General features: G+C 45.5%; 7 protein-coding genes. 5 read left to right on the forward strand and 2 right to left on the reverse strand.

What is annotated here, in order from left to right; translation table 11 throughout:
* Positions 1 to 121: 121 nt before the first annotated feature.
* On the forward strand, positions 122 to 790 hold the full coding sequence (locus tag BM122_RS23400) for a hypothetical protein (protein ID WP_177198143.1): 669 nt from the start codon (positions 122 to 124) through the stop codon (positions 788 to 790).
* A 169-nt stretch (positions 791 to 959) separates the two neighbouring features.
* On the opposite strand, the gene BM122_RS24225 is transcribed toward BM122_RS23400, so the two are convergent.
* Together BM122_RS24225 and BM122_RS24230 are read right to left on the reverse strand one after the other, a co-directional pair.
* A complete protein-coding gene (locus BM122_RS24225) occupies positions 960 to 2,867 on the reverse strand; it encodes a protein NO VEIN domain-containing protein (RefSeq protein ID WP_218152083.1) in 1,908 nt (635 codons plus the stop codon).
* Positions 2,785 to 4,218 carry a sacsin N-terminal ATP-binding-like domain-containing protein gene (locus BM122_RS24230; RefSeq protein ID WP_218152084.1) on the reverse strand — a complete coding sequence of 478 codons (1,434 nt, stop codon included), beginning with the start codon at positions 4,216 to 4,218 and terminating at the stop codon, positions 2,785 to 2,787. Before BM122_RS24230 ends, BM122_RS24225 begins: the two co-directional genes overlap by 83 nt.
* A 318-nt stretch (positions 4,219 to 4,536) precedes the next feature.
* On the opposite strand from BM122_RS24230, the gene BM122_RS25250 reads away from it, so the two are divergent.
* Genes BM122_RS25250 through BM122_RS25260 form a run of 4 tightly spaced genes read left to right on the forward strand, consistent with a single transcriptional unit; the run spans position 4,537 to position 9,329 of the window.
* On the forward strand, positions 4,537 to 6,186 hold the full coding sequence (locus tag BM122_RS25250; RefSeq protein ID WP_256212052.1) for an ATP-dependent helicase: 1,650 nt from the start codon (positions 4,537 to 4,539) through the stop codon (positions 6,184 to 6,186).
* Complete coding sequence (locus BM122_RS25255; RefSeq protein WP_256212053.1) at positions 6,183 to 7,448, forward strand: RecB family exonuclease; 1,266 nt, start codon at positions 6,183 to 6,185, stop codon at positions 7,446 to 7,448. Before BM122_RS25250 ends, BM122_RS25255 begins: the two co-directional genes overlap by 4 nt.
* A 2-nt stretch (positions 7,449 to 7,450) precedes the next feature.
* On the forward strand, positions 7,451 to 7,747 hold the full coding sequence (locus BM122_RS13335; RefSeq protein ID WP_074906004.1) for a hypothetical protein: 297 nt from the start codon (positions 7,451 to 7,453) through the stop codon (positions 7,745 to 7,747).
* Between the two features lie 37 nt (positions 7,748 to 7,784).
* Entirely contained in the window at positions 7,785 to 9,329 is a 1,545-nt protein-coding gene (locus tag BM122_RS25260) for a DNA methyltransferase (RefSeq protein ID WP_074906005.1), read from the forward strand.
* The last annotated feature ends 90 nt before the right edge of the window (positions 9,330 to 9,419 follow it).

Raw genomic sequence — 9,419 nt, forward strand, 5'->3', positions numbered from 1 at the left:
ATCGAAATATTGGTGGCTTACTAGAACCTAATAAACCTCAAAAACCTTTGCAAAAATGAGTTATTTAGGTTTTTTAGGTTCAACTCCTCCTTTATTCCAAAATATTTGAAGAGTAATAACTATGAAAAAGTCCAAATTAGAAGAGAATTCAACCATCACTCAAGTTACAGAAACTGGCCAAAAATCTGAGCAGGAAACAATCAATATGAGTGATGAGCAAATTTTGGCGATGAATGCCTATAACCCAATAGTGCGAGCTATTGCAACCGGACAGGAATTTACTAAGGATATAACAGACACGGAAGTTGATATTTTCGCCAGCATTTCCATCCTTGCTAAACAAATTGAAGATATCAAAGCTGGAAATCTGAGTTGTGCGGAGGCAACCTTAGCTGCACAGGCTGACACGCTTGATCTGATATTTAATAGCTTGATGCGGAAAGCAGCCAATTCTAAAATGATTAATCATTTCGAAATGTATATGCGATTGGCTCTGAAAGCGCAGGGTCAATGCAGAAGAACCTATGAAACACTAGCTGAAATTAAGAATCCACGATCCATGGCTTTTATCAAACAACAGAATATTGGATTAAATCAGCAAGTAAATAATAATGCAGTTCCTTACGTGCATGAGAAATCAATAAAATCATCAAACGAACTATTGGAGGCACAAAATGGCGAACGGCTGGACACCAGAGCGGCGGGCTCGACAATCGGCACTGATCAGGAACTGGAAACCGTGGGAATTATCGACTGGGGCCAAAACGCCCGAAGGCAAAACACGCTCTAGCCAGAATGCGTTCAAGCATGGAATGAGTCAATTGAATAGAGAATTACGGGCATTAATACGCAAACAATATGAGATGCTAAATGATCTATCGGAGGATGCATGAAGGCTGTGTTCTGTTAGTAGGAAGCTAATTGTTTAGTCCCACGGTGGGCTGGAATGGATTAACAAGTCAGACAAATTCGGTTTTGGTAATATGTACCCAGCCGTGATCAAACGTAAATGTGCGTACGTGACCAGCAGGGTCTTGAATTCTCAGTATTCTTGTTCCTTCCGGTGAAGAAACTTTTTCAACCACGTATAACCAAAAAGCAGCACCATGCAAGCGTGCACATTCGAATTGCGTACTGGATATGCCAACAGGTCGGTCATGTAGAGTGCCGGTCATTGCCTTGACTTCCACCCACCGAATCGGTTGCCCATCACTGCCTTCCTCCACAAGATCGAAGCCAGGGTTGAATGCAGCCGCCCGTTTCAACTTGGGTTCTACGGCGAGGATTTGCTGAATGGCTAGCTCTTCCAGTTTCATCCGCGCAATCTGATCAAGGCCGTCCGGATCTGACTCTTCATCATTAGTATGTACTCCGACATAGGAAATGAATGGGCGTCCACCGTTGCTGCCCGGAGGTCGTTTGCTTGAATTAATACTTCCCTTCCAGTTACCACCAACTTTTTTACTGCTATAAGATAGATAATCAGTGGCGATGTAATTAACTCCTCGCGAGTCACCATCAACTTTCAATTGCTGATTACTAATAACGTTTCTACTGTTGCTTCTGATAAAACCATCTCCGTCAGTATCAGGTATGCCAGGAGGGATATCAGGTAGATCACCATATAAATCTTTTGCGTCGCCATATACGTCTTGATCATAAAGTAACGCGGGCTCTAATTTATCAGCTGGCTTAGATGCTGGTTCAGTGAAGCCTAGGCGTGATGTCAAATCGGCTACAGTGGTAATGCCGAACTTTTTCAAAGAATCAAGTATCGCAGGTTCAATACCTGCTTCTTTCGCAAGTTGATCAAGGAGGGGTGGCTTAAAAGTGATCTTAGACAGCAGGAAAGGATTGTTTTTCCATTCTAATGTATCGAAAATGACAAGGCCTGGCGGTTGAAGCTTGCCATCCCGATCCGGAACCCAAGATGTCTCGTTCAACTGACGCAAGAAGGTAGAGGGAAATTTCTTCGTGTATGAACCGTTATGTGTCCATTTGTATTCACCCTCGAATACGCCTCTCCGCCGTTCCTCCAGATGGCACAAGCTCTCCCAGAGCAGTTGTGCTCGTTCAGTACGTTCCTCAACGGCAAGCGCTGGCAGTGTATTGATGAGTAGCCCAATATCTTGGATGATCCAATCCTCTAAACAGTCATTTCGGTAGGAGGTTTCTTCGTGACCAGCCTCTCTTCTAAGTATCCTGAGTTCCTCGTTACTCAAAGTACTGGTTGTTTTTTGGGGCCGTGGAAACCACAATGCGCCACACGCCTCAAGAAGGTCACGTAATTTTTCACCTTTCAAGCATTCGTATGAATTATCAACTATCAAAATGTTAGGAATTCCAGCGAACAACTGCTTGATATGCTCAGTAGCAAGGTAGAGTTTATCTGGTTCAACTCTTAATTTAGAGCCTGTTCCAGCGTCAACTGCCATTACGAAAGATGTTTCCTTGAGAGCTAAAAGCAGCTTCTCACGCTGAAGCTTCGAATCGGTACTGAATGCTACTATGATTTTTTCGATGTCATATGCATAGTCCTTGTCATTTATACTGAATTCATCTTGTTTATATTTATAAAGTACGTTCACTACGACATCATCAACCTGGTCTGGTTCTGTGATTCCCAGGGATATAAGAAATGCACGTGCTTCAGCGCTTGTGCAAACATCCTTATGCATCGTGGGAAAACCAGTCTGTATGGCACTTGGCAAGAAAGCCTTGGGCTTGCCATTTTCTCGTGCGATGATGTGAGTTCCATCACTCAGGCGGATTAATGGGATCGTGTCAATGGCGACGTAAAGCAGCAGCTTCCTGTCCACGCAGGAATTCGTACAGTCGTGATATCCAATCGTTCGATTGGGCTTCAAGGAAATTTCTGCTCAAGCGTGACACGACCATTAAGGGTGTTACCTCTTTAACATCGAGCTCATGCATCGCATATTGACGGATTTCTGATTCCTTATATTGCGTAATTTCAGCTGTGAGCCATCCTTTCATCCCGTCATCAAAGAGTATTGAAATCTGCTCAGGGCTAAATAGTTCGCGCAGTTCTTGCGTACTCGCTAGTTTTGCTTGGAGAGCAGGAATGTATTCCCCGTTAAATCGAGGCAGTAATGGTTCATGGATCAGTGCATTACGGACGATATCAAAGAGCGGTGCGAATATTGAATTTGAGAACTTGTCACGTTCGAGTGGCAAGCAGCGCAGGACGGAAGTATCTAGTATCGTTTGGTCACGCAACCATTTTAGTGCCTCGACCAAAAGGGAAGCAGTTTCCTCGACCAGGTGCTGATTCCATGGATCATTGTACATGATATTGTCCCTACTGGGCGTTGTGCGATAAGGCCCTTGCACGAGGAAACCCAGATTAGTGGATACCACCGTCGGAAAAAATACCACCAATGGTGATGTAGCTAGCGGCTGGACTGACCAACGATCTGATTTATCGTTGTCGTGTTGAATCGAGAAAGCTACCTCCACTTGTCCGACTTCTTTATTCTCAAATACAAAAATTTTACGATGAAACACTAACCAATTTTGATCAAATTCCTGCTGGCTACTCTCTTGACCGGTAACTGTGATCCGTTGGACGTTGGGGCCCAGTGACTCTGGATGGCTGCGTAAGTAGACACCATAAGAGTCTCCTTCAGCATCCCATTTGATTTCTTCGATATGTCGCAGGAATAGCAAAGCACTTGGTCCCAGTCGTTTGAAGCCATTTGTAATTTCCTGTCGGGCTGTCGTATCATCAGACTTCAATGGCAGGAGTATCATGGTTTCATCAGGATGACGTTCCTTTCGAGCTATACCTCTCGGTTGAACGTAGTTTTCGACAATAAAATCCTCGTCGCCAGAGTGAATCTCGGGTCTGTCAGTGAAAGAATAGACGGATTTGAAGCCGATTCCGAAACGACCAATTGAATTATTGTCTTTTGTGCTCTCCGCAATTCCACACACACCACAAACATCCGCTTTATCAAAAGGTTTGCCGAAATGAGAGAGAAGCAGAGTATCTGAGGTTAAATAGAATGTTACTCTGCGAAAGCCTTTCCTCGTACCTCTCCTCTTGAGAGCATCCTCGGCATTCTGTAGTAACTCGAAAATAAAGTGCGTCCGGTCGTCATAGCGATCAACTAAAAGCATTGGGGCGATACGCCCAATGTCAGTGCCATACTTTTTTTGGTTCTCAATAGAAATCGCTTGATAATCGGATGCCACTTTCTAATCTCCTGGACCATAGTTAACGCCAGCTAGATCACATGTTGTGTTTTATGTTACAAACCTAGCTTTTAATCTTTATATTATGACAAAATAATATAGATATGAAATATTATTCACTTAATAGGTGACAATGTTTATTCATTTGAAATATTATTAACCGAATAGCTTCCTAATAATGAGATAAGAGAAAAGGCCAGCTTGAGGAAATCTTGAAAACTAGCAGAAATACCACTCAGTTGAGAACAGGTAAAATTTCGCTTTATAGAGTCATACCGATCAAGCCTGTAGCAGGGACTATAGAGGAAACTCTGTAGGATGAGCGCAACAACTGCCCTTCAAAGCAATGCCAATCCACAGCAGCTTGAAGCGATTCAGGCAACAGATGGTCCAGTTCTAATCATCGCCGGCCCAGGATCAGGGAAGACATTTACTTTGGTGGAGCGTATTGTCTACTTGATTAAGCATAGAGGTGCAGTCCCGGAATCTCTATTTGTTGTAACTTTTACTGAGAAGGCAGCACGAGAACTAGCAACTCGCATCTCAAATCGTCTAAATGAGCTCAGGATCAAGTTCAACCTGAACGAAATGTACTTGGGAACGTTTCATTCGATATGCTTACGGCTGCTTGAAGAGTATCAAGAATTCACTCGTTTGAAACGAAGTTTTACGCTTATAGATCAATTTGATCAGCAGTATTTTATGTACCAGCGAATCAATGAGTTCCGTTCTATAGCCGATGCCCAGCTAATAATGGGAGATGATCAAAAAGGGCGTTGGTCACAATCCGAACAATTGATGAAGTGGCTCAATAAAGTCAGTGATGAAGCGCTCGGCATAGTCGAACTTGCCCTAGCTCCTGACCCAGAAGTGCGTGCGCTTGCAGCTTGTTTTAAGAAATATCAGGAGTTGATGCTGGAAAATAATTACCTCGACTTTTCAGGTATTCAATACGAGGCACTTAAACTTCTGCAGCAGCATTCAGAGGTACTGGAGCAAGTTCAAGCTAAACTTTCGTATCTAATGGTTGATGAATATCAGGACACCAATACGATTCAAGAGAAAATTCTCACCTTGTTGATGGGTACCAAGAAGAATCTGTGCGTGGTTGGCGATGATGATCAGGGTCTGTATCGCTTTCGAGGTGCAACTATTCGCAATATTCTTGAGTTTCCTGAATTGTTCGCTGAAGGAGAGTGCAAGCGCATCACTCTTTCAAAGAACTACCGCTCTCATCCATGCATCATCGAGTTTTATAACTGGTGGATGCAAGGTCAGATTTGGGAGGTTGATAACAAGCGCTTCCGCTTCGATAAAATCATTGAGCCACGCGATGATGAATTTCCGCACACAGCAGCCGTTGTACGCTTGGGGACATCTGATGCTCAGGATAGTATCACTAGCTGGCATGCTGAGGTACTAACTTTTTTACATACGCTACGAGAAAAGGGAGATTTGTCAGACTGGAATCAGGTGGCTTTTTTGTTCCGATCAGTGAAAAGCGACCGAGCTGTTAGTTTGGCACAATTCCTGGAGATAAATGGCGTGCCAGTTTATTCTCCCCGTTCGAACCTTTACTTTGACAGGGAAGAAATTCGCCTTATGATTGGCGCGTTGATCTTCCTCTTTCCACAGTTCCCGAAAGTGCGTCAGTGGAGCGAAGGTGTATATCTGGATATCTGGAAGTACTACGATCAGCACTGTTTTAAGCCTTTCACCGAAGAATTGCGCAAGCCAGACAACAAGCGCCTTCTGGACTGGGCAAGGCCACTAGCTAAGTGTCATATTGGATTGATACAGAATACTGACTACGCATTTTCAGGGTTGTTTTATCAGTACTACAGTTTCCATTATTCAGTAGATATCTTGCCGAAGAGGCAATGCGAGGTGTGGACAAAGGTCGTGCCGCACATAATCTTGCAACTTTCTCAAAGCTACTTACCAAATTTGAATACCTTCACTATGTGAGCATATTAAGCCCAGAGTTCCTGATAAAAGGCATACGTGATTTATTTAATCAATTCCTGCGTTTTTTATATGAGGGTGGCATCGATGAGTACGAGGACGATTCTGAATACGCGCCGAAAGGCTGCGTTTCATTTTTAACCATTCACCAATCTAAAGGGTTGGAATTCCCTGTGGTAATTTGTGGATCACTCGAAGCTGTACCACGAAAGCAGCATACAGCATTAGACGAGTTACTAGAGAATGGAAATTACCTATCCAAACCCTCGTTCGAACCATTCGAGCATACTAAATTTTTTGATTTCCGCCGCCTCTTCTATACAGCGTTTTCCCGGGCGCAGAATCTGCTAGTACTTGCTGCACAGGAGCATAAGAGGTGGGGACGATCTCCTTCAAAATATTTCGAGGAATATTTCTATGGTGTACCTAGTTGGCAAGAGTCAGCTTTCAATATTGGTGCAATAAAATTTGAGCAAGTTAAAGAGATCAATCTCAAGAATGAGTACTCGTTCACTTCACACATTACGCTTTACGAAAACTGTGCAGAGCAGTACCGTTTCTTCAAGGAGTTGGAGTTTGCGCCAATCCGAGTAAGCCCGATATTGTTCGGTACACTGGTGCACAATACTATTGAAGAGATACACAAAGCCGTGCTTCGTGGTGATGAACAGACAATTTCAGTTGATTCAATTCGAGCATGGTTTGATTTGAACTACGCCATTCTCTCAAAAAGAGAGCGTGTCTATCTCGCTCAGAGCTCTCAAATGGCTGCGCTGCAGCATGTGCTACGTTACTATGAACGAGAAGGCAGCAACTGGGATCGCATCAAGGAAGCCGAGATCGAGATCTCGCTTGTCAAGGACCAGTACATCCTCAAAGGCAGCGTCGATCTGATCCGGGGCGAACACGGCACGGTCGAGATCATCGACTTCAAATCGGAAAAGAAGCCCGACATGGAGAAAGATCAGGATCGCATCAACCAGTACCAGCACCAGTTAGAGGTATACGCCTACTTGGTCGAGGAGCGTACCGGCCTAAATGTCAGCCGGATGCATCTGTACTATACCGGTGAGGATGACGGAAATCCTTACGTCTCCTTCTCTAAGGATGATCGCGCCATCATTAATACTATCGCACGGTTCGACGACATTGTTACTCGCATCGAGCAGCAAGACTACCGCATGGACGCTCGGCCGGCCAAACTCTGCCAGAATTGCGACATGCGCGCCTACTGCGATAACAAGAATTGGCAGTTCAGGAAGTAACGATGAGGCTCAAGCACACCATCGTCGCTGCGGACACGAGCACGGCCAGACTGCGAAAAATCACGGATGAATTCGAGCTCCAAGTTACAGATCAGCGAAAGAGAGAGGCGCTGAAGAGCGCCATCACCAGCGTACGCCTGTGCAAACTCGAGAACATGATGGGCTATTTGAGCGAGCAGGAAGTGAAGACTAGTGCAAACAGGTTGGTGTCGGGAGTCGGGGAGCAAAAGAGAGCTCTCGAGCGGCTGCTCGCGGCGACTTTGCTGGCACCACTTAGTTTGCCAGCAGACGCCAACTAGTAGGAACAATTATCACACGTATCAAGAGAACCGGACCATGAATGAATCACTACCAGAACAAGCAGCCCTGCAACTGGCATCAGACGATGCCAGCATCACCAATGTTGAGAAGTACGAATTCGAGCCCATCAAGGGCTACCCGATGCTGAACTGGCGCGGCAAGCGCCCATTCACCTCGACTCAGTTCTACCCGTCGCAGCTCAAGGAAATCCACGGAGCTGAACTGGAGGGGTGGCGCAACAAGATCTTCTGGGGCGACAACCTGCAGGTGATGAGCCACCTACTGAAGGAATTTCGAGGCAAGATTGCCCTGATCTACATCGACCCACCATTTGACTCGAAGATCGAATACAAGAAGAAGATTAAAGTCAATAAACAGAACACGATGACTACGTACACCGCATTTGAGGAAAAGCAGTACACGGATGTCTGGACAAACGACGAGTACCTGCAGTTCATCTATGAGCGTGCGATCTTAATGCGTGAGCTGCTGGCCGATGAAGGCGTCTTTTGCCTTCACTGCGACTGGCATAAGTCACACTATTTACGTGCCCTGTTGGATGAGGTGTTTGGCACAGGAACATTTCAGAATGAGATTATCTGGCACTACTACAATAAGATGCAGGGCAACATCAGCCGCTTTGCTTCTGATCACGATGTGATTTTGGTCTACTCCAAGTCTGGCAAGTTCCAGTTCAACAAGCTACGCGAGATGCGCGAGAAACCAGTACAGCAGATCAAGCGGGTCTGGGATAAGGCCACGCAATCCTTGGTAAACGCCAAGGATGAAAACGGAAATGTCCTCTACATAACTTCTACCCACAAGACAATCGACGACGTTTGGCGCCTTCCCATGCTGCAGCCAGCTGATCGGATGGAGATGATGGGGTATCCGACGCAAAAACCTGAAGCCCTTCTAGAACGGATCATTCTTGCCTACTCGAATCCTGGTGATATCGTTTTCGACTGCTTTATGGGCTCTGGGACAACTCAAGCGGTCAGCAGTAAGTATGGCCGTCGCTATATTGGCAATGACATCAACTTGGCATCTATCGAGACAACCGTAATGCGGCTTTTAGGAATTCATGAAGAGATGACTGGCTCCAACTATAAGCCAAAAATCAAAAATGGGTTGCGAAACGACGATGGTATGCTGTCGATTGATGAGGACGACGGAGAGGATGCAGCCAGGAACTGGACTGTAGCCTTCGATGTGCCTAAGGTTTACCCAGGCTTCGAGGTGCATACGGTCAACTACTACGACATCTTCCGCAACCCAGCCCAAGCAAAAGACTTGCTAATCGAGGTGCTGGAGGTGCAGAAGCTGGAGCTCAGCCTCGTATTTGACGGCGAAAAGGACGGTCGCATGGTCAAGATCATGCCCGTTAACCGCATCGCCACACGCGCCGACTTGAATGAGCTGATCGCAGGCTTCGACTACAAGGCGTGGGAACGCAAGCAGAACGATAGTCCGAACCGCCCGGTAGAGAAGATTACCCTTGTCTGCATGGGCCACGAGCCGTACTTGGCTGCGCAACTGGAATTAGCTGCCAAACCCTTCAAGATCGATGTGGAAGTATAGCATATCCCATATAAAATGATTTAAATTTCATAAGCGGTAAAGAGCTGCTCAATGGAACACCCTTCTCTTTTTCTGATGGCTTTGGCCTGA

The sequence above is a fragment of the Nitrosomonas communis genome (assembly GCF_900114745.1).
Lineage (GTDB): Bacteria > Pseudomonadota > Gammaproteobacteria > Burkholderiales > Nitrosomonadaceae > Nitrosomonas > Nitrosomonas communis_A.

Coding starts and splice junctions, on each gene's coding strand:
- BM122_RS13335 (WP_074906004.1), top strand. CDS start 7,451: ATGAGGCTCAAGCACACCATCGTCGCTGCGGACACGAGCACGGCCAGA.
- BM122_RS25260 (WP_074906005.1), top strand. CDS start 7,785: ATGAATGAATCACTACCAGAACAAGCAGCCCTGCAACTGGCATCAGAC.
- BM122_RS25250 (WP_256212052.1), top strand. CDS start 4,537: ATGAGCGCAACAACTGCCCTTCAAAGCAATGCCAATCCACAGCAGCTT.
- BM122_RS23400 (WP_177198143.1), top strand. CDS start 122: ATGAAAAAGTCCAAATTAGAAGAGAATTCAACCATCACTCAAGTTACA.